The organism is Halothiobacillus diazotrophicus (genome assembly GCF_001663815.1).
GTDB lineage: Bacteria > Pseudomonadota > Gammaproteobacteria > Halothiobacillales > Halothiobacillaceae > Halothiobacillus > Halothiobacillus diazotrophicus.
The window spans coordinates 2178157-2198067 of sequence record NZ_CP016027.1; the positions used below are offsets into that span (position 1 = coordinate 2178157).

17 protein-coding genes and 1 riboswitch are annotated in these 19911 nt (G+C 61.4%); of the genes, 10 read left to right on the forward strand and 7 right to left on the reverse strand.

The window, feature by feature from the left end; all coding sequences use genetic code 11:
* Window positions 1-8 precede the first annotated feature (8 nt).
* The 5 genes from A9404_RS13190 (at window position 9) to galE (ending at window position 7522) form a co-directional block, all read left to right on the forward strand.
* On the forward strand, window positions 9-2633 hold the full coding sequence (locus A9404_RS13190) for a glycosyltransferase family 4 protein (protein ID WP_082922882.1): 2625 nt from the start codon (window positions 9-11) through the stop codon (window positions 2631-2633).
* Between the two features lie 63 nt (window positions 2634-2696).
* Window positions 2697-3857, forward strand: a complete 1161-nt coding sequence (locus A9404_RS09600; RefSeq protein WP_066100799.1) for a glycosyltransferase family 4 protein — start codon at window positions 2697-2699, stop codon at window positions 3855-3857.
* Complete coding sequence (locus tag A9404_RS09605; protein WP_066100803.1) at window positions 3854-5041, forward strand: glycosyltransferase family 4 protein; 1188 nt, start codon at window positions 3854-3856, stop codon at window positions 5039-5041. The genes A9404_RS09600 and A9404_RS09605 overlap by 4 nt, the downstream gene beginning before the upstream one ends.
* A gap of 87 nt (window positions 5042-5128) precedes the next feature.
* Complete coding sequence (locus A9404_RS09610; RefSeq protein ID WP_082922883.1) at window positions 5129-6532, forward strand: undecaprenyl-phosphate glucose phosphotransferase; 1404 nt, start codon at window positions 5129-5131, stop codon at window positions 6530-6532.
* Between the two features lie 12 nt (window positions 6533-6544).
* Window positions 6545-7522, forward strand: a complete 978-nt coding sequence (gene galE / locus A9404_RS09615; RefSeq protein WP_066103168.1) for a UDP-glucose 4-epimerase GalE — start codon at window positions 6545-6547, stop codon at window positions 7520-7522.
* 10 nt (window positions 7523-7532) lie between these two features.
* Here galE and murU read toward each other — a convergent pair whose 3' ends face one another.
* From murU to A9404_RS09630, 3 genes are all read right to left on the reverse strand, one after another.
* On the reverse strand, window positions 7533-8237 hold the full coding sequence (gene murU, locus A9404_RS09620) for an N-acetylmuramate alpha-1-phosphate uridylyltransferase MurU (RefSeq protein ID WP_197490330.1): 705 nt from the start codon (window positions 8235-8237) through the stop codon (window positions 7533-7535).
* A gap of 61 nt (window positions 8238-8298) precedes the next feature.
* A complete protein-coding gene (locus A9404_RS09625; RefSeq protein WP_066100806.1) occupies window positions 8299-9780 on the reverse strand; it encodes a TolC family outer membrane protein in 1482 nt (493 codons plus the stop codon).
* Window positions 9781-10002: 222 nt separating this feature from the next.
* Window positions 10003-10668: a protein-L-isoaspartate O-methyltransferase family protein gene (locus A9404_RS09630; protein ID WP_082922884.1), complete on the reverse strand. Its 666-nt coding sequence runs from the start codon at window positions 10666-10668 to the stop codon at window positions 10003-10005.
* A 310-nt stretch (window positions 10669-10978) separates the two neighbouring features.
* A riboswitch (TPP riboswitch) is annotated at window positions 10979-11072 on the forward strand.
* Window positions 11073-11133: 61 nt separating this feature from the next.
* Here A9404_RS09630 and thiC point away from each other — a divergent pair.
* Both thiC and A9404_RS09640 read left to right on the forward strand, forming a co-directional pair.
* On the forward strand, window positions 11134-13023 hold the full coding sequence (thiC, locus tag A9404_RS09635) for a phosphomethylpyrimidine synthase ThiC (protein WP_066100808.1): 1890 nt from the start codon (window positions 11134-11136) through the stop codon (window positions 13021-13023).
* A gap of 30 nt (window positions 13024-13053) precedes the next feature.
* Window positions 13054-13533 (forward strand): peroxiredoxin, encoded by a 480-nt coding sequence (locus A9404_RS09640; RefSeq protein WP_066100811.1) that lies wholly within the window; start codon window positions 13054-13056, stop codon window positions 13531-13533.
* 104 nt (window positions 13534-13637) lie between these two features.
* Here the strand turns inward: A9404_RS09640 and A9404_RS09645 are convergent, their stop codons facing one another.
* Window positions 13638-14396 carry a class I SAM-dependent methyltransferase gene (locus A9404_RS09645; protein WP_066100813.1) on the reverse strand — a complete coding sequence of 253 codons (759 nt, stop codon included), beginning with the start codon at window positions 14394-14396 and terminating at the stop codon, window positions 13638-13640.
* A gap of 44 nt (window positions 14397-14440) precedes the next feature.
* Between A9404_RS09645 and A9404_RS09650 the strand changes: the two genes are divergently transcribed.
* Entirely contained in the window at window positions 14441-15367 is a 927-nt protein-coding gene (locus A9404_RS09650; protein ID WP_066100816.1) for a hypothetical protein, read from the forward strand.
* A gap of 53 nt (window positions 15368-15420) precedes the next feature.
* Here the strand turns inward: A9404_RS09650 and A9404_RS09655 are convergent, their stop codons facing one another.
* From A9404_RS09655 to rnd, 3 genes are all read right to left on the reverse strand, one after another.
* Window positions 15421-15753, reverse strand: coding sequence for a DUF1244 domain-containing protein (locus tag A9404_RS09655; RefSeq protein ID WP_066100819.1), 333 nt, complete (start codon window positions 15751-15753; stop codon window positions 15421-15423).
* 38 nt (window positions 15754-15791) lie between these two features.
* Entirely contained in the window at window positions 15792-16019 is a 228-nt protein-coding gene (locus A9404_RS09660; protein WP_066100822.1) for a BolA family protein, read from the reverse strand.
* A gap of 83 nt (window positions 16020-16102) precedes the next feature.
* Window positions 16103-17206, reverse strand: a complete 1104-nt coding sequence (gene rnd, locus A9404_RS09665; RefSeq protein ID WP_082922885.1) for a ribonuclease D — start codon at window positions 17204-17206, stop codon at window positions 16103-16105.
* Window positions 17207-17407: 201 nt separating this feature from the next.
* Between rnd and A9404_RS09670 the strand changes: the two genes are divergently transcribed.
* The gene (locus tag A9404_RS09670) at window positions 17408-18841 is read left to right on the forward strand and encodes a cytochrome P450 (protein ID WP_066100829.1); all 1434 of its coding nucleotides are present in this window, start codon (window positions 17408-17410) and stop codon (window positions 18839-18841) included.
* Window positions 18838-19827, forward strand: coding sequence for a lysophospholipid acyltransferase family protein (locus tag A9404_RS09675; protein ID WP_066100832.1), 990 nt, complete (start codon window positions 18838-18840; stop codon window positions 19825-19827). The genes A9404_RS09670 and A9404_RS09675 overlap by 4 nt, the downstream gene beginning before the upstream one ends.
* Window positions 19828-19911: the final 84 nt, after the last annotated feature.

Here is a 19911-nt window from a genome sequence, read left to right on the forward strand (position 1 = left end):
TGTTTTTAATGGGTTCCGCCGATACGGATTTGGTGTTTTTTACGATTGTTGCCAAGAACTATGTGTCTTATGCGCGGGTGCTGTGCCGTTCCATTCAGGACCAGCACCCCGAAGCCGCAATCTACGTGTGTCTGAGCGACGAGCGGGATGCGTCGTTCGACATCGGTCTGGAGGGCGTTGGCGTCGTTTGGGCGGACATGTTGGATCTGCCGGACTTTGACGGATTCGTCTTCAGATATGACGTCATGGAGTTCAGTACGGCGATCAAGCCCTATTTCTTCAAATGGCTGTACCGCCATACGACGGCGCGTAAACTGATCTATTTGGATCCGGATATCTATGTCGTCTCGCCGTTGTCCCAAGTGATCGACCGATTGGTACAAGGGAGTTCCGCCGTGCTGACGCCGCACATGACGGCGGAGATTACCGACGCGTGCCGCCCCAGCGAAAACGACATCATGCGGGTGGGCGTCTACAACCTGGGCTTCCTTGCCGTTGGCCGAACGGAAGAGTCGGAAAAGCTGATCGACTGGTGGGCGCGCCGACTCGAGAAAGGCGCCGTCGTGGATCTGGAAAAGGGGCTGTTCACCGATCAGAAGTGGGCGGACCTGATGCCGTGCCTGTTCGATCGTGTCGCGATCCTTCGCGATGACGGCTACAACGTGGCCTATTGGAATCTTCACTCGCGGATGATTTCCCATCGCGATGGCCTGTGGTATTCCAATGACGCCAGGTTGGCCTTTTTCCATTTCAGCGGGGTGGATCCCCGATCGCCGGGCATCTTTTCCAAGCACCAGGATCGCTTCATGATCGGCGATATCGGTGCGCTGCGTCCCTTGTATGACGATTATCTGAAGGCGTTGACCGAAAACGGTTTTTTCGAGCTGCAAAAAGTACCCTACGGCTTCGGGCGTTTTCCGGATGGCGGTGTCATCCATAAGGCGGCACGCGTCTACTATCGTGTCTGTGTCGAGGGGCGTGGGACGGTTGTCCCGCGGAATGAACTGACGACCGCCTATTTCAACCAGCTCTGCGAATGTCTTCCGAGCCACCGGATCGTGACGCGCTTCATGTACGGGCTCTATCTGGCGCAGCCGGAACTGCAGAAGAAATTCGATCTTGAGTCGCGCGAAGGACAGGCCGCCTTCCTGTTGTGGTTCAGGGATGCCGCGCGGGAAATTTACAAGGTGCCTGCAGTTTTTGTTGATGCCATCGCTCATCTGGTCAGCGATGTATCCATCGCCGAGCCGGGACGTTTTTCCCTCTTCAATCTGCTGAAGCGTGGTTTCTATCGTCTCGGTTATCGCGTGTATGTGCGTTACCCCGAATTTTCGCGGGCGGTTCTAAACTGGGCCCCTGCCACCTTCCGCCATAAATTGCGTGCGTCCGCCAAGAGCACGCTGCATTCGCCGCCGACCCCGGTGCGGAATCTGCCGCTGCTGCGATGGATCGGGGCTCTGAAGTCCACCTATCGTCACATGTTGGGGCGAGATCGCCGCCATCGTGTACCTGGGGTGAACGTCGTCGGCTATTTGGGGGGCAACTTCGGGGTGGCTCAGAACCTCCTCTCTCTCTCTCATTCACTGACTTCGGCCCATTATCCGTTCGACCTGACACGCATCGACGCCGGTACCGCATATACCCGTGCGGCGACGATCTTCGATACGCGCGTCGTTTCGATCAACACGCGCCTGATTCAGCTTTTCTGCGTCAACTCCGATCAGATGCCCCTGGTCGTCGATGCCGTGAAAGCCCGCGAGGGACTGAGCGATTATCGGATCGGTTACTGGTTCTGGGAGTTGGCCAATTTTCCCGAGCCCTGGCTCGCGGCACTGGATCTGGTCGATGAGATCTGGGCGCCGTCCCGATTCATCGAGGCGTCCCTCCGTCGTGTCACGAACAAGAAAATCACCTATATGCCGGTGGCAGTCGAGTTCGAAACGGCTGCCGTCGCCGATGCCAGCATTCAGACGTTGCCGAAGGACAGGTTCCTGTTCCTGTTCAGTTATGATTTTCACTCGTTTGCCGAGCGGAAAAATCCGGCGGCCGTGGTGGATGCGTTCCAGCGCGCGTTTCCCGAAGATGATCGCGTCGGGTTGGTCGTCAAGACGGTGCATGGTGCCCAGCATCCCGAGGCCTATAACGCCTTGCTGGCGTTGCAGGCACGGGACGCCCGCGTGACCGTGATCGACAAGGTGCTGCCCAGGGATCAGATGTATGCGTTGATCGAACGCTGTGATGCCTATGTGAGTCTGCATCGCTCCGAGGGTTTTGGTCTCGGCATGGCTGAGGCGATGTATCTGGGTAAGCCGGTCATCGGGACAGCGTATTCCGGCAACGAGGATTTCATGACTGCGGAGAACAGTTGTCTTGTCGATTATCAACTGGTCCCCGTGCCAGAAGGTGCCTATCCGTTTGCGCCGGGGCAGGTCTGGGCCGATCCGGATGTGGCGCAGGCGGCCGAGTACATGAAGCGACTTGTCGAGGATGCGGCTTTCCGGCAATCGATCGGCCGGCAAGCTCGGGAAACGATTCGTACACGGCATGGGTATGAGGCGGTGGGTTCCTTGATGGCGCGTCGACTGGATGAAATCGCGGCCGGTCTGCGGTCGTCGGAACATGATAAGGCATAGTCCGCGCGCACGGGACTGGCTACGTTGCCGCCGCGGGATACGGTCGAGCGGGGAACGCGCTGAATGAAGCTGCTCTTTCACTTGGACCGGTCCAGCGCGCGGACAGGCATCGGGTTTTATACCCAGCACCTCGTCGAGTCGTTGCGAGCCCACCCGGATGTGACCTCGCTGGTCGGCTTTTCCGGGGGCGAGATCTTTCAGGGTGATGCGGTGTCGTGGGTATTCGATGAGCCGTCGTCACAGACCGCAGGGCTTGGGCAACGGCTCGCGCCATGGCTGCGGCGGATTCCTGGGGCCTATGACCTGCGGCAACGCCGGCGGAACTGGGCTGCGGCCCGGATCCTGCCGGCCTACGCCAAGACGGGTTACATCTATCATGAGCCGAATTTCATTCCTGTCAGATACCCAGGAAAGCAGGTGATTACCGTGCACGATCTGTCCCATGTTCACCAACCGGCGTTTCATCCGCCGGCACGGGTCGCTTACCTGAACGCGCGTCTGGGGCCGGCGATGTCTCGGGCCGACGTGATTCTGACCGATTCCCACTTCGTCGCCGAAGAGATTCAGTCGGTCTACGGGGTGCCGGAAGAGCGCGTTTACGTGGCGCATCTTGGCGTCAGCCCGGATTTCCGTCCGCGAACAGCCGACGAGACGGCATCGACGCGTGCGGGATTTCAGCTGCGCGATCGCGGATTCGTGTTGTCGGTTGCGACATTGGAGCCCCGCAAGAACCTGATTCGCCTGATCGATGCTTACGCGCGGCTGCCTTCGACGCTACGGTCGGCCTATCCGTTGGTTCTGGTCGGTGGCGTGGGCTGGCAGAACGCGGATCTGTTGACCCGGGTTCAGGCGATGGAATCCGCTGGGGAGCTGATCCGCACGGGCTACCTGCCGCAGGCTCAGGTGCTGGATTTGTATGCGTCCGCTGCGATCTTTGCCTACCCGTCGCTCTATGAAGGCTTCGGTCTGCCGGTACTGGAGGCTTTTGCCAGCGGTACGCCGGTATTGACGTCGAATGTCGCCTCCTTGCCCGAGGTGTCGGGCGGTGCGGCGATCGAAGTCGATCCGCATTCGATCCAGGATATCGCCGATGGATTGCACCGCTTGCTGGAAGATAGTGCGTTGCGGGTACGTATTGTTCAACAGGGGTTGGATCGCGCTCAGCTGTTCAGCTGGACACGCTGCGCTGAACAAACCCTCGACGCCTATCGGATTTTGTCATGAAAGGGACAAAGGACGGGTCACCGAAACGGGTCGCCGTCGTGCATGACTGGTTGACCACTTATGCGGGCGCGGAGCGGGTTCTGGAGCAGATCCTGTCGTTATATCCCGAGGCGGACGTGTTTGCGGTCTGCGATTTTTTGCCCGAAAGCGAACGTACGTTTCTCGGTGGTCGCCAACCGCGCACGACGTTCATCCAGAAATTGCCGGGTGCACGTAAACACTATCGGCACTACCTAGCGCTGATGCCTCTGGCCATCGAGCAGTTGGATCTTTCAAGCTACGACTTGGTGATTTCCAGTTCGCACGCCGTTGCCAAAGGGGTGCTGACCGGCCCGGATCAATTGCATGTGAGCTACGTTTACACACCGATCCGCTACGCCTGGGATTTGCAGCATCAATACTTGCGCGAATCCGGTCTGGATCGGGGCCTGAAAGGCTGGGTGGCGAAATGGATGCTGCACCGGATCCGGATGTGGGATGCGCGAACGGCCAATGGGGTCGATCGATTCATTGCCGATTCCGGGTTCATCGCGCGTCGGATCTGGAAAGTATATCGGCGTGATTCCGAGGTGATCTACCCGCCTGTGGATGTCACCCGCTTTGCCCTGTGCGCACTCAAGGAGGACTTTTTTCTGACGGCGTCGCGCATGGTGCCGTACAAGAAGATGGATCTGATCGTAGAGGCATTTACTGCCATGCCCGAGCGTCGATTGGTCGTGATCGGCGATGGTCCGGAGTGGGAGAAGATCCGCGCCAAGGCCGGGCCGAACGTGACTCTGATGGGTTATCAATCGTTCGAGGTGCTTCGGGATCATATGCAACGTGCCAGGGCGTTCGTTTTTGCCGCCGAAGAGGATTTCGGTATTACGCCGCTGGAGGCGCAAGCTTGTGGTACGCCCGTCATTGCCTATGGTAAGGGCGGCGCTCTGGAGACGGTACGGGATTTGACGGTTTCGGCGCCGACTGGCGTGTTTTTCGATGCGCAAACGGTGCCGTCGTTGATCGCGGCGGTAGACCGATTTGAGCGGGAGGCTGGCGTGATTCGCTCGGCGGATTGCCGTGCGAATGCCGAGCGTTTTTCGATCGATCGCTTCCGTGCTGAGCTGACGACCTTCATTGATCGGGCGTGGACTGAATTCCGGGCATCGCGTCCTGGCGCGGGTTCGCTCACCGATCAGGTATAGTTCCAGCTGAGCCGTTCGTCGTGCCGTCGTGGCGCCATGTGATGAGCGTCCGCACCATTCTTACGTCTTACGGAAGTCACAGATTCCATGCCATCGGCCCCGTTGAAATCCCATGCCACCCTGATATCGCTCGTCACGCGCATTCTCGACGTGCTGCTCGTCGGAGTCGGCGGGGTGATTGCCTACGGGGCGCGGTTCGGTCTGGAGAACCTGCCGCCGTCGACATCGTACAGTGCGTTGTTGTTGATCGGCGGCCTGCTGGTCGCCATCGTCTTCCCGCTCGTCGGTGTCTATGATTCCTGGCGTGCCCGTGGGCTCTGGGCCCCGGCCGTGCGCGTGGTTGGTGCCTGGGCCCTCGTTCTGGTTTCCCTGTTTGCGTTGTTGATCCTCATGAAACTGGGGACAACCTATTCCCGGCTCTGGTTGGGTTTCTGGGCCGTGATCGGCGCCGCGCTGCTGTCGTTGCTGCGCCTGGTGGTGTACTACGTCCTGCGCATCATGCGCAAACGCGGTTACAACCGCCGTCGTGCGGTCGTGGTCGGTTGCGGGCCGCTGGCGCGGGATCTGATTCGGCGTGCCCGTGAGGAGACCTGGGCGGGCTTCGAAGTGTCGGCTGTATTCGATGCTGGCGGGAATGATCGTGCGCTGCCGGACGAACCGCTTAGGCCGCTGGATACGTTGTTCGACTATGTGTCGGGGCACGATATCGACGAAGTCTGGATCGCCGTCCCCCTGGAGCAGACCCGGCGTTTGCGGGACGTGCTGGAAAGTCTGCGGTTCTCGACGGCCAACGTACGCTTCGTGCCGGATCTGTTCGGGTTGTTCCTGATCAATCACGGCGTCTCCCAGATCCTGGACATGCCGATGTTCGATCTGACGGCCTCGCCGATGACGGGTGTCAACCGGTTGGTGAAGGGGCTGGAGGATCGGCTGCTGTCGCTCATGATCCTGATCGTGATCAGTCCTTTGCTGCTGGTGCTGGCCATCGGCGTGAAGCTGAGTTCGCCGGGACCGGTGTTCTTCCGGCAGCAACGCCTGGGGTGGGATGGCAAGACCTTCGAAATCTACAAGTTTCGCAGCATGCGGCAGCACGACGAGCCGGAAGGCCAGATCGTGCAGGCGACCCGTGATGACCCACGTCTGACCCGGTTGGGCGCCTGGATGCGACGTACGAGCCTCGATGAACTGCCGCAATTCATCAATGTGCTGCAGGGGCGGATGTCGATCGTCGGGCCGCGCCCCCATGCCATCGCGCACAACGAAGCCTACAAGGATCAGGTGGCCGGCTACATGCTCCGCCACAAGGTGAAGCCCGGGATCACGGGCTGGGCACAGGTCAACGGCTGGCGCGGCGAAACCGACACGCTGGAGAAGATGCAGCGGCGGGTGGAGCACGATCTCTATTACATCGAGCACTGGTCGCTGGCGTTCGATCTGAAGATTATTTTTCTGACCCTGTTGAAGGGGTTCGTCAACAAAAATGCGTATTGAAAGAGGGTGTTCGTGAATGTGCTTGTAGTGGGCGGCGCCGGTTACATCGGCGCGCACATGGTGAAATGGCTGGCGCGGGCGGGGCATGCCGTCACGACCCTGGACAACCTCTCGACGGGGCATGCCGATGCGGTGCGTTACGGCAAGCGAGTGATCGGCGACATGGCCGATACGGCGCTGCTGGATCAGGTCTTCACGGCCGAGCGCTTCGATGCGGTGATGCATTTCGCCGCCTTCAGTCTGGTGGCGGAGTCCATTGCCGATCCGGCCATCTATTATCGGAATAATGTGTCGCATACGATCAATCTGCTGGACGCCATGCGTCGGCATGACGTACGGCAATTCATCTTCTCCTCCAGTGCTTCCACCTATGGCGAGCCCCTTCAGGATCTGATCTCGGAAGACCATCCGCAAAACCCCATCAACCCCTATGGGCGCAGCAAGTGGATGGTGGAGCAGTTGCTGGACGATTACGCGTCGGCCTACGGTCTCCAGTCGGTCTGTTTGCGCTATTTCAATGCCGCGGGTGCCGATCCCGAAGGGGAGTTGGGTGAGCGGCACGAGCCGGAGACTCATCTGATTCCTCTGGTGCTCGAAGCCGCCGCCGGGCAGCGGGCGGCCATCACCGTGTTCGGTACGGACTACCCGACCCCGGACGGGAGCTGCATCCGCGACTACATTCACGTTCAGGATCTCTGCGACGCGCACCTGAAGGCGTTGCTATGGATGCAGGAAACCGGCCGCAGTGGCCGGTTCAATCTGGGGAATGGAACCGGGTTTTCGGTATTGTCCGTGATCGAGGCGGCGCGTGCGGTAACGGGCAAGCCGATTCCGATCGTGATCAGCGACCGTCGTCCGGGCGATCCGGCCCGACTCGTGGCGGATGCCCGTCTTGCCCGGTCGATTCTGGGGTGGGTGCCGGCCTATCCTGATCTCGATCGGATCATTGCCGACGCCTGGCGCTGGACGTGTCGTTCCCGGGATCGGTAGCGATACGGGTTCAGCCCGGTTGAAGGTTCGTGGCCTGGGCTTCGTTCAGTCGCTCGACGGTGCCGACGTCGAGCCAGACGCCCGGATGGTGCAAGCCGCTTCCCCGGTCTTTCGCGATTTCGTCGTGTAGCAGCGGCCCGAGCGGTCGCCGTCCTTCGGGCAGGGGCGCGAACAGGTTGCGCCGGTACCGGCCGATGCCCGCGTAGGTCAGACAGACCGAACCGGATCCCGCCGTGTTCGCACAGGGAGTGAGCCGACCTTGTTCGCTGAGGCCGAAGTCGCCCCGGGGGTGATGGGGCGGATTGTCCACCAGCGCAAGACGGAACACATCCGTCGGTGGCAGCGGGGTGGTCAGCAAGGTGTCGAAGGGAAAATCCGTGAGCACGTCGCCATTGACCAGGAGGAATTCCTCGCTCAGCAGGGACAGCGCATGGCGGATGCCGCCCGCCGTTTCCAGCGATTCTGGACACTGGTTTTCCCAAGAGTAATGCAGACGAACCCCCCAGGTCTCGCCGTCGCCCAGTACCGCGGGAATCTGCTCGGCCAGATGGTTGAGGTTGATTACGATGTCCTGGATGCCGCAGTGCACCAGCCGTTCGATATGGTGAACGATCAGGGGTTTTCCCTGAACCGGGAGCAGGGGCTTCGGGGTGTGATCCGTCAGCGGCCGCATCCGCTCACCCCGGCCGGCGGCCAGAATCATCGCACGGATCATGGCCGGAACTCTGGTCGAGGGTTGTGGCGGGATGTTGACCGACGCATGGGCAGACGGTTGCTCAGTGCGCGCTCGGGCTGTCCACGGTCTGCTTGGCGCGCTTGATGACCCGCTGGATCATCTGTTCCTGCGATTTCTGGTTGTTGGCGGCCTTGCCCATCAACGGTGCAATCAATGCGTTGACCTTGCCCGGGACGAGTTGATCGTTGATCGCCTTGAGATCGGCGACGGTCAGCTGCCCCGTATCGGATTTGAGTTGCAGTGAACTCGTGAGGTAGCCGTATCGCGCGTTCAGGAAGTTCGCCATGGCACTGAACACCTGAATCTGGGCATTGAGTACGTCAACGATCGTGCGCGTGCCCACCTGATAGCCTGCCTGGGTGGCGGCGAGACTGGTGCGGGCCGATTCCACCGCCTGCTCATAGGCGGTGATCTCGCTGATATTGGTGATCACGCCGCGGTAATCGTTGGCGGTGACCTGCTGAACCTGGCGACGCAGATTTTCCACCTCGTTCTGAGTCTGCTGGTACTGGAACGCCGCCTGACGGGATTTCGCGTTGATCCGCCCACCTGTATAGAGCGGCACGCTGACTTCGAGCCCGATGGTGCCGTTCAGCGTGTTGTTCCGCTGGCCGTTGAACTGGTTGGGCGCGCTGTTGTAACCGTACTGGCCGGTCAGGTTGACGGTCGGCAGACGCGCGGCCCGGTTGATCTCGACGTTCTGCTGGCTGATGCGGGTGTTGATTTCCGCACTGTTCAGGCTGAGGTTCTGCTTGGCGGCGAGATCGGTCCAGGCGCCCAGATCCTGAGGCTGTGGGCCGGGCGTGGTGAGGTTGGTTTTCACGTCGTCCAGTTCGGGGGGCTCTTCGCCGATGATGGTCGCCAGAGCTGCGCGGGCATTCTCCAGGGCATTACGGGCGGTGATGATGTCCGCGTTCGACTTGTCGTAATTGGCCTGGGCGTTGGCCACGTCGGTAACGGCCACGAGGCCGACTTCGAACCGTTTCTGGGCTTGCTCCAACTGATTCTTGAAGGCGTCCTGGCTGGCGATGCTCAGTTGCAGGCTGGCATTGGCCTTCAGGACGGCGAAGTAGGCCTCGCTTGTACGGAGGATCAGGTTCTGCTGGGCCGCCGCGTAGTCGAGATCGGCTTGCTGGGCTTGCAGATCGGCCACGTCGAGCGTCAGGTTGTCGATTCGGTTGTAGATCACCTGGTTCAGGTTCAGACCGAGGTTCCCGCCCGCACCCTTGATCTGGTGTGGGGCGCCGGGGAATCCGCCTGCACGAACGTCCGTCCGACTGTAGCTCACGCCCGCTGCGGCACCGATCTGTGGCAGCAGGTTCGCCCGCTGGATGGGAATGTTTTCCTGGGCTGCCATGCGCTTCTGGTCGGCGGCCTTGAGGGTCTGGTCGTTCTGCTCCGCCAGTTGATACATGTCGAGCAGGTTGGCCGGATAGGCCGGCAGCCCGTATCCCAGACCGAGCGTCAGAAGAGAGAGAAGCAGCGCCGGACGTCGGCGCAGGGGGATGTGTGCAGCAGCCATGAAAGATTTCCTACAATATAATTAGCCAGCTAATTAGTGGATACTTTAGCCTAAATTTGACCGATTGGGTCAGAGATTTGGCTGTCTTGGCCATGGGTCGTGCACAGGTCCCCAGGTGCGCAGCCGCCTCGCGGAGGAATCAAGTGCCCCAGTGCCATGGCTGCGGGCTGGGCGGCGTCTGGTCATTCGGTCGATGGACGGGATATCGGCGATATTCCCGGCTCAACCAAAGGAAAATTGCGGCTTGGGCTCGGCCCCGTGCAAGTAGCCCGTGCACGTTTCGAACAGGTTCTCCGTGACGAAGTGATCGTCGGCGCGACGTGTGACCAGTACGGCAGACATGACCGGCGCGGTGCCGACGATCGCGAACAGGCGGCCACCGACGTTCAGTTGCTGCCGATAGGATTCGGGAATGGCCTGCAGTGCGCCGGAAATGATGATCACGTCGAAACGCTCGTTGCTGGCCCATCCGTTCAGGGCGTCGCCCGTCTCGAGTACGATGCGTTCGAGCCCGAAATCCTTCAGGCGCTCGGCCGCAGCGGCCGTGAAGTCCGCGTGAATATCCACGCTATGAACGCTATGACCGAGGTGCGCCAGGCAGGCGGTCAGAAATCCTGTGCCGGTCCCGATTTCCAGGATGCGCTCCTGGGGCTCGATCGCGACGGCCTGCAGGATTCGGCCCTCCACGACGGGCGGCAGCATCGTCTCGCCGTGGCCGATCGGCAGGGCGGTATCGGAGAAGGCGAACTTGCGTTGCTCGGCCGGTGCGAAATGCTCGCGAGGAATCTTGAACAGGGTTTCCAGAACGCGCTTGTCCAATACGTCCCAGGGGCGGATTTGTTGCTCGACCATATTGAAACGGGCGAGTTCGGTATCGAATGCCATCATGCTGTTCAGTGGTTCCTACGAAAAATAATGAAGTCATGGGGGGTGATTGCGGCGCGGCTGCATCAGTGGCGCCAACCCGGGTCATGAGAATTAACCCGCGAATCCTATCAAATATATCGGCTTACCGGTATCTCTGGCGCATTCGTGCATACGGTCGCGACGGATGGCGGTCGATGCGGCCCGACAGGGCGGTCTGCGGCCGAGCACCGAGGATTCGGGCCTGTGCCGAGTTCCGGGCGGAAATGACGGGTTTTGGCGGGGCGGCCGAGGCGGAACTTGCTATCCGTGTGCAAGTGCTTTAGTTTCCACTCTTTACGACTAGGGGTGCTGCCGGTGGCGGCTGAGAGAGTCCCTTGGAACCTGATCCGGCTCGCACCGGCGGAGGGAAGTCGGTCGTCGGCGTTCTGTCGCGATTGTATCGTTCTGTCCGCGAGCCTTTTGACTTTATTGACGAAGGTGTTTGCCATGAGCGCAGTCCCAGATGATTTCCTGTCCAAAACCGCCCGGTTGTCCGAGTCGGTTGTGGCGCCGTTTGCCGGTAGCGCAAAGATTTACCAGACGGGTTCCCGCCCGGATGTGCGCGTGCCGATGCGCGAGATCACCCTGACGCCAACCCGTACCGATCGCGGTGTGGAAATCAATCCGCCCGTGACTGTCTACGACACCTCCGGCCCTTATACCGATCCGGCGGCCAAGATCGACCTGCTGGCAGGCCTGCCCCCGCTGCGTGCGGCCTGGATCGAGGAACGTGCCGATACGGAACAGTTGAGCGGTCCTTCCTCCGAGTTCGGTCTGGCGCGCCTGAGCGACCCCAAGACGGCCGGCCTGCGTTTCGCGCACGTGCGGTCCCCGAAAAAGGCCAAGGCCGGCCGGAACGTGACCCAGATGCACTATGCGCGTCAGGGCATCATCACGCCGGAGATGGAGTTCGTCGCCATCCGCGAGAACAACCGCCTTCAGGAAATGCGGGCCGACCCGCGCTACAAGGCCTTGTTGCGCCAGCATCGTGGCGAATCGTTCGGCGCCGCGATTCCGGACGAGATCACGCCCGAGTTCGTGCGGGACGAAATCGCCCGTGGCCGCGCGATCATCCCGGCGAACATCAATCACCCGGAAATCGAGCCGATGATCATCGGTCGGAACTTCCGTACCAAGATCAACGGCAACCTCGGCAACTCCGCCACCACTTCCGGCATCGCCGAGGAAGTGGAGAAGATGGTCTGGGGCATCCGCTGGGGCGCCGATACGATCATGGACCTGTCGACGGGCAAGAACATCCACGAAACCCGCGAATGGATCCTGCGTAACGCGCCGGTGCCGATCGGCACCGTGCCCATCTACCAGGCACTGGAGAAGGTCAACGGCAAGGCCGAGGATCTGACCTGGGAAATCTTCCGCGACACCCTGATCGAGCAGGCCGAGCAAGGCGTGGACTATTTCACCATCCATGCCGGCGTCCTGTTGCGCTACGTGCCGCTGACCGCGGAGCGCGTGACCGGCATCGTGTCGCGCGGCGGCTCGATCATGGCCAAGTGGTGTCTGGCGCATCATCAGGAGAACTTCCTCTACACGCATTTCGAAGACATCTGCGAGATCATGAAGGCGTACGACGTCAGCTTCTCGCTGGGCGACGGCCTGCGTCCGGGCTGTCTGGCCGACGCCAACGACGCGGCCCAGTTCGGCGAATTGCAGACCCTGGGCGAGTTGACCCAGATCGCCTGGAAGCATGATGTCCAGGTGATGATCGAGGGGCCGGGCCACGTGCCGTTGCACATGGTCAAGGAGAACATGGACAAGGAGCTGACGGACTGTTTCGAGGCGCCGTTCTACACGCTCGGCCCGCTGGTCACCGACATTGCGCCGGCCTACGATCACATCACCAGCGCCATCGGCGCGGCCAACATCGGCTGGTACGGTACGGCGATGCTCTGCTACGTGACGCCGAAGGAGCACCTGGGCCTGCCGGACAAGGAAGACGTGCGTGACGGCGTGATCGCCTACAAGATCGCCGCGCATGCCGCCGATCTGGCCAAGGGCTTCCCGGGGGCTCAGGTTCGCGATAATGCGCTCTCCAAGGCCCGTTTCGAATTCCGCTGGTCGGATCAGTTCAACCTGTCCCTGGATCCGGAGCGTGCCCGCGGCTATCACGACGAGACGCTGCCGGCCGAGGCCCATAAGGTCGCGCACTTCTGCTCCATGTGCGGCCCGCATTTCTGCTCGATGAAGATCACCCAGGACGTGCGCGATTATGCGGATAGCCTGGGTGTGGACGAGATGGCCGCTCTGAAAAAGGGGATGGAAGAAAAATCCATCGAATTCGTGAAGAAAGGGGCCGAGGTTTACGGCCGTATCTAAGATGCCTATGCAGTCCAAGAGGAGACCTACATGATCCAGGTTCAAGATCGTTTGCCCGAGGCCACGCTGCATTGTCGGGGGCCGCAAGGGCTGGACGGTTGTTCGATCGGCGAATTGACCGCCGATCAGCGGATTGTGCTGTTCGCCGTACCTGGCGCCTTCACGCCGACCTGTTCGGACAAGCATGTCCCGGGTTTCCTTGCGCTGAATGAGGAGATTCGTGCCCGCGGCATCGATGAAATCGTCTGTGTTTCGGTGAATGATCCCTTCGTCATGAAGTTCTGGGCCGAGCATCTGGGGGTCGGTGGGGCCATCCGCTTCCTCTCGGACGGCAATGGCATGTTCACCCGCTCGATCGGCATGGAGCGCGACATGAGTGGCGGTGCCATGGGCATGCGCTCTAAACGCTATGCGATGATCGTGTCGGATGGGCAGGTAGAGTGGCTCGGCGTCGACGAATCGGGGCTGCAGAATGCTTCGGCGGAATCGGTGCTGGCGGCGTTGTCCTGAGCGCGCGAACGGCCTGCGCGATCGCTGTCGGTACGAAATTGGCCGGGATCCATGTATCCCGGCTTTTTCATGGGCGTCGACGATTACCTATCGGTCGTGCTGGTTCAGCGACGCAGTCGGGGGGTGGACTGCAACCAGGGCAGCGTGTCCTTGATGGTGTCCCGGACGGCGGGTGCCCATTGCGGCAGGCGCGTATGGGCCTCGGCGACGTCTTCGGCCGTCCAGGGCGTCTTGCGGTACAGTACGACCGTGTTGAAGCGGTCCGGTACGTTCAGGATCAACGGGGTCGGGGAAAAGTATCGGGCCAGCTGGTCGTTGATATGGGCGACGTCCTTGAGGGAATTGCGCCAGATATTGGCGCAGAGAACCCCGTCGTCATCGAGTTGATCGGAAAGTACGGCGAAGCTGCGCGGGGGAATGCGCACCATGCCGTCCTCATCGAACACATCCAGCCAGATCAGATCAGCCGGCGGCGTATCCATGAGCCAGAGGTGGTCGGCGATGTCGCCGAATCTGAGGTCGATACGGGGATCTTCGGTATTCAGATCGAAGTGTTCCCGCGCGATGTCTCGCAAAATCGGACGAAGATCGTGGGCGGTGATGCGCAGGTCTGTGTAATGCAGCAGGAAGCGGGCCAGTGCGCCACCGCCCAGGCCGTACAGATTCAAACGCGCAGGATTCGGGTGGAACGCCAAGCCAGCGAGCAGGGCGCGGTAATAACCGAAGGCTAGCTGGTCGGGGCGTGCCGGAAACCAGCCCGATTGGGCGGTGTGATTGCCGAATCGGAGCGTGATCTCTCCCGCTTCCTCCACGACCTCGATCAACCCCCAGGCATCGCGGATCGCCAGCCGTTTGTGTTCCATCGTGCTATAACCCTATGACCCAATAAATGTATGAAGAGTGATCCATGAAGCTATTTCGTTACCTGATTCCGTTATGCCTGGCGTTGAGCGCCTGGGGCCAGAGTCCGCTCGTTGCTGCCGCCGATTTTGCCGTAGGGGATCGTGTATTCATCCCTCTATATGCCGAGAATCTGATGAACGACGGTTATGCCGACGGCATCATCCAGTCCATCAACCCGGACGGCACGGTGAATATTACGCTCAGCGACGTGGTGAATGGGTCGGACAAGACCCTGTACGGCACCTGCAGCCCCTCGGGCAATTCGCCGTTGACGAGTGGCGGGGCGGATAACGCCCCGGACGCGTCCAAGCTGGTGCGCGAGGTGCCGACCGACAAGATCCTGCCCTGGAAAGTGGGGCAGTTCCAGTATGTCGAGCGGGAGAACCTGTCCACCACCATTCAGCGCTGGCTGAACGGGGGGATGGCGATTACGCCGAATTCGTTGGATATCGCCGATCGACGGGCCCGGGAGCTCGGTTTGCCGCGGTTGCGCGAAGTGGTCGCCATCGCCAAGCTGCAGGTGGAGTCGACGGGTGGTAACGGTTTCCCGGTGCCTGCCGATCGTGCGCTCCACGGTGCCGCCGCCATGCTCGACGCCGTGGCGAAACGCCTGCAGCACAATCCTCAGGCGGTGAAGGATGCCGCCGCCATTCTGGCCGGGACCGCCCCCGCCCACAGCAAGGATCTTCTGGTCGAGACCATCGTCCACATCGCCAAGCTGACCCAGAGTCAGTTGCAGGATCTTGCGAACGATGACCCGGACCCGCGCAAGGTTTCCGGGTACAGCATCGCGCAGCTCACGGCCATCTACACCGGCTGGTACCGGATGATGACCGCCAACGATACCCAACCCTACGAGCACGCTCAGGTGGCGTTCTTTACCGATCGGGCCAAAAAGAGCCTCGACGCGGGCAAGTGGCCGACCTTCTGATGCGGCAGGTCGCGATGCGTCCCGCCCTGCCGGAAGCTGAGACCCCCTGAGGCCTAGCCGTGGTTCTTGAAGGCCTCCGTGAAGGCGGCTTTCTGGCTGTCCGTGGCCTCGGTCTGGTACTTGGCCTTCCATTCCGCGTAGGGCATGCCATAGACCGCGACGCGCGCGTCGTGATCGCTCAGCGGCGTACCGCGCGCCTCCGAGGCTTCCCGATACCAGCGGGACAGGCAGTTCCGGCAGAAACCGGCCAGATTCATCAGGTCGATGTTCTGGACGTCGGTTCGCTCGTCGAGGTGTGCGATGAGGCGCCGAAAGGTGGCGGCTTCCAGCTCGGTGCGTTCGGCGGCGGTGAGTTCGTCGAGTGATTTCTCAGGTGTGTTTGACATGGCGGATTTCCTGGGCACGTAGCGGATTCGTCGGATTATTACGGGTTTTGGGGGGCACGTGTGCTCAGCGTCACGGCATGCAGCGCGCCGGAGGTGATCGCGGGTGCCAGGATCTTGTTGACCATCTGATGCTGCTGCAGCATGGATTTGCCGGCAAAGGCGCTGCTGACGACTTCGATGCGGAAATTGCAGCCCTCGCCTTCGGGGTTGACCTGGGCGTCGGGCAGTACGGCCTGGATTTGCGCGATGATGTCTTGTGGGTTCATGGTTCGGGTTCCCTCAAAAATGTTGTGGGACAGAGTTTAGCAGTTGCCCGCGGTGCCCGCGTGCGTGATGGTGGCCGCGCCGCTCAGTCCGGCAGCAGCGCGCGCAGGCGATGACCGATGACCTCGGCCCGCCAACCGGTCGTGAGTCGCTGCGGGCGATCCGGTGTGCGGATGAGTGTGAGGAGGTCATCCGTGGTCGCCAGCAGGCTCGGTACCAGATCGGTCTCCTGAGCGACCTGCTGGACGGTTTCCTGTAGAAGGACCAGCAGGCCCGCCGTTTCCGGATCCTGACGAGTAAAGCGGACGGGTTGCGGCCATTGGTCGGCCGGCAGTTGCCGGGCCGCGTCCAGCCGATCGATCAGTTCGGCTGCTTCCGCAGGGGTACGTTGCTTCGGCCAGTGGCGCCGGGCGAGGAGCGCCTGCTGATTTTCCGGTGGCTTGATCGCCAGTTCGATGGCGAAATCGTCGCTCAGCACCCACCGTCGGGGCAGATTGAGTGCGCGGGCGGTTTGCTCGCGCCAGGCCGAGATCGCCTGGAGTAGCGATAGCTGTTGGGCGGAAAGACGCTGCTGGCCGCGAACCCGCCGCCACTGTCGATCGTCTTCCGGCTGGAAACGGAGGGTGTCGTTCAGGGCCGCGCATTCCTCCTCCAGCCAGTGCTGTCGTCCCATTTCTGCGAGCCGTTGCATCAGGTCGGGGTAGATCAGCCGCAGGAAACGCACGTCGTCGGCGGCATACTGGCACTGCGCCTCCGTGAGGGGCCTCGTCGACCAATCCGTTCGGCTCTGGGACTTGTCCAGTTCCTCGGCCATCAAGTGCTGGACCAACCGGGCGTAGCCGATTTGCTCGCCAAGGCCCAATAGTGCCGCGGCGATCTGGGTGTCGTGGATATGCCCTGGCAGGGCGCCCGCCGCCAGATACATCAATTCCAGATCCTGCTCGGCCGCGTGGAATACGATGGGCTGGGGCACCCCGTTCAGGGTACCCCAGAGGGGTTGCAGATCCAGATGGTTGGCCAGGGGATCGATCAGCCAGAGTCCATCGGGCGTGGCGATCTGGATCAGGCAAAGCTGAGGGTAATAGGTGGATTCCCTGAGGAACTCCGTATCCATGACCACAAATGGGGATTGGGGTAGGGCATCTAGGATCGGGCCAAGGGCGGCACTGTCCGTTATGATTGGGTGCATGCTGTGGGCCTGGGTGGTGCGTGTGCGTGCAACCGGCTGTTGGTTCGGCCTTCGGGCACCTGCGTGTATGTCGTTGGGTTTGCGATTCTGATTATAATGAAGCCACTACCGATCCGCTAAGAATGCGGCCAAATAATGGTTCGGTTGGCCGTGCCGCGATTCGATGCGTTGAAAACACTCTGGCAAGGATGACTTGACCCTATGACTGAATTTGCTCGCCTGACGCTTCCGGAGGGCTGCCGCGATCTCGCCGAACCGGATCCGGTCAAGGTCATACCGCCAACCGCGTGGCTGGATAGCACGCGAACACTTTCCGAACTCAAGACGAATCTCCTGTCCATCTGGCCGGAGCGCGCCTATCGGGGCCTTACCTTCGCGTTTCAGCTGTTGAATCAGCATTATCTTGTCTGTAATAGTCCCGACACGGTCAAGCGCGTGTTCCTGGAGGAGCACGATAATTACGATCGCAAGAGCCCGCAGATGCGCCATGCGCTGGAGCCGCTGCTGGGCGATGGTCTGTTCGTGAGTGATGGCGCGCTCTGGAAGGAGCGTCGCGACTATTGCGCGCCGGCCTTCGAGGCCGAGCGTCTGCCCGATTTTGCCGGTGTCATGGTGGAGTCCGCGCAGGAGATGGCTGATCGGTGGGCACGCCTGCCGCATGACCAGCCGGTCGATATGCTGAATGAGATGGCGCGGCTGACCTCCTTGATCATTGGGCGGACGATTTTCGGGGACGATACCTCCGATGCGGAGGCGGCCCAGGTGGTCGATGGCTTTTCGACCTACCAGAAGGCGATCGAGCAGATGAACTGGGCGGACACCTTCGGGCTGCCCTACCTGCGGTGGCTCAGCAACCCCCTGTCGCGGTTCCGCGCGCAACGATCAGCAGCCCGCATTCACGAAGTGATCGATCGCATTATCGAGCGGCACAAGGCGCGCAAGGACAGTGATCGCGTCACGCTGCTGTCGATGCTGCTCGAGGGGCACCCCGGCAGCCGGGGGCAGAAGCGCTGCCCTCTGCACGCCCTGGGTGCGCGTAACGAAGCCATCGTGATGTTCATGGCCGGTCACGAGACAACCGCCAACTCCCTGGCCTGGGCCTGGTATCTGCTGGATCACAGTCCTCGCGCGGCGGATCGCTTGCACGAGGAGCTCGATCGCGTCCTGGGCGGCCGCGCACCCACGTTGGCGGATGTCCCGAAATTGCCCTATACCCGCGCCGTGTTCGAGGAAACCATGCGTCTCTATCCGCCGGTGCCCGTGCTGAGCCGGCAGGCCCGAGCCGGTGACGAGATTCGGGGCAAGGCGTTGCGGAAGAACTCGATCATTCTGGTGATCCCCTGGCTGCTCCACCGTCACGAACTCTTCTGGGAAAAGCCCAATCAATTCATTCCCGAGCGATTCCTTCCCGGGCAGCCTCGGCCCGACAAATTCGTCTATCTGCCGTTCAGCGTGGGGCACCGGGTCTGTCTGGGCATGCGTTTCGGTCTCACCGAGGGCATCCTCTGCCTGGCGACACTGGCGCAGCGTTTCCGGGCGCGGATGGCGCCTGAGCATTCGGTGGATATCGAATGTCGCCTGACTCTGCGGCCCCGGGGGGGATTGCCGATGTATCTGGAGCCGCGGTCGTCATGACCGACCCGGCGCTGTCCAGCCCGTCGACCAAACCGAAGGTAACTCGGCTGACCCTGAAGGATCGGGCCGAGTTGCTATTGGCTTACCTCTTTCGTTTCCTGCCCATCGACTGGGTGTCCCGGATTGGTGCCTGGCTCGGCGCGCGCGCTGGGCGGCGGGCCATCGCCGCCCAGCGGCTCTGGGTCGGGCGTATGCACGTCAGTCTCGAACGACTCCTGGGCATTACCGATCCGCGCGCGCGCGAGGGGTTGATTATTGAGCACACCCGGAACATCGGGCGTGTTTACGCCGAGATACCCATCCTGCATCGCATGGTTCGTGCCGGGCGGCTGGAGATTGTGGGCGCCGAGCATCTGGAGAACTTGTCCCGGCCGGTGATCATTGCCACGGCCCATGTCGGCAACTGGGAGTTCATGGGGCGGGTGCCCGAACTGATCGGCGGGTTATGGTGCGACATCTACCTGCCCTTGGGTCAAGGGGTGCGGGCTAAGTTGGCCCATAAATCCCGGGCCGGGTGGCGGTTTGCGGATGGGCAGGAGGCCGATTATGTGGCGGCAGGTCCTGCCGCGATGCGTCACGTCAGCAAGGCGATGGCACGGGGTCGAAGCCTCGTGCTGTTCATTGACGAGGAAAAGGACGAGTACGTCTGGGCGCCCAGTCTTGGCCGCGATATCCCTTATGCGGGCAACCGCTGGATCGCGGCCCGTTTGGCCGTGCAGCACGGTCTGGACATTCTCCCTGTACATATCGAGCCCCATGGCCTGGGACGCTACCGGGCCGTGATCGAACCCAAGCTCACGCCACCGGCGGCAGGGGATACCGAGTCGCGGTCACGCTGGCTGGCTGATCGGCTTGACGCGCATCTGGATGCCTGGGTGCGCCGGTGGTTGACGTATTGGTACTGGTTGCCCCTGCTGGATATGGACAAGTCAGCGCCAAATGCCCGTCCATCATCTGGGCGGAGGAACGGTCAGGTCGATCCCTGATCAATCGTCCTTGCTGAGCGGTGGCCGTACGCCATGAAAAGCAGCAAGGCACGCCCCCGAGAGCGTGCCTTGCTGCTTTCTGCA